The 1,091-nt window shown below is 44.5% G+C and carries 1 protein-coding gene; it reads right to left on the bottom strand.

Translation table 11 applies throughout. The annotated features are described in order from the left end of the window. A partial coding sequence (locus ABHN01_RS24945) for a GTP cyclohydrolase IIa (protein ID WP_429877783.1) occupies nucleotides 1-1,091 on the bottom strand: 1,091 nt, incomplete at both ends.

Below are 1,091 nucleotides of genomic sequence, written 5' to 3'. Positions count from 1 at the left end.
CATATAAGCTGCCGACATTCCAGCTTTTTCTGCTTCCTCCAGAAGTTTGTCATCCGTTATGGAAAGATCATAGATCATCGGGTGAGTGATTTCTACCGGCCCGATCACACTGAGATCCTCCCTGACAATATAGCAGGCTTTTCCGCCAAATTCCTTGCACTGGCGAAGCGCCACTCTCGCATGGTTTCCCGCATCGGTGGCTGTTCGGCCAAAGCCGATGCCAACACTTAAGGAAATGCCCAATAGTTTTTCAGCCTCATCAAGGACAGGCAAATATTTATAGCCTCTGGTTTCTCTTTCAAAGATGCCCCTTGTCGTGAAGAATAAATATTCTCCTCCGCCAAGATTTGTTAAATGGCCGTCGAGAAGTTTTACGTAATCGAGCAGGAGCCGATGTAGATCAAGCTTCAGCTTTTGAACCTCATGTTCTGATGGGTAGCTGTCCACCATCTTGCGAAACTGATCAATGTTTACTAAACCTACAACAATTTGAGATTCTTTGTTTCTTCTTGTCCGCGTGGCTAATAGGGCCCTCTCCAATGATACGATTAAATCCTGGTGGGTAGGGGTGACCCATTCATTTGGTATTCCGAGAGCGGTAAGTTTTTCGGAGACAGCTTCAACACCCGTCAACACAGAAGAGCCTGGCCTGTTGTCAAAATGCGATAAATGAAAGTTGACCATTTCCTCCGTTGTAGCCAACGGACTTCCTTGGAAAATATGCACGTCCGTGTTCTTTTCATTGAGATCCATTAATATTTGATTCACATACTGGTTAGGCACCGAATCAATGGTCAGCATCCTCAAGCCATACAGGCTCTTACTTCGAAACAAAGAACGATACAATCCTGTTCCCATCAGCGGTACGTAATGAACGGGAATATGAAAATTCATTTGTTCTTTGACCTTCCTGAACAAGTGATATTCCAGGAATAGCAATACTTCTACATTTGCCAGTAAGTCTTTAGTGAGTTCCAGAACTTCACTTTCTTCCTCATAACTGCGCAAAAGCGGTATGAAATTGGGAAAAGAATGCAGCGCTTCACGGGCTCTTTCGATTAAAGCTGAAGGGCCGATCACACCAATAGCAA

The organism is Fictibacillus sp. NRS-1165, assembly GCF_050468105.1.
GTDB lineage: Bacteria > Bacillota > Bacilli > Bacillales > Fictibacillaceae > Fictibacillus_C > Fictibacillus_C terrinigri.
This window is presented reverse-complemented; position numbering and strand designations above follow the sequence as displayed.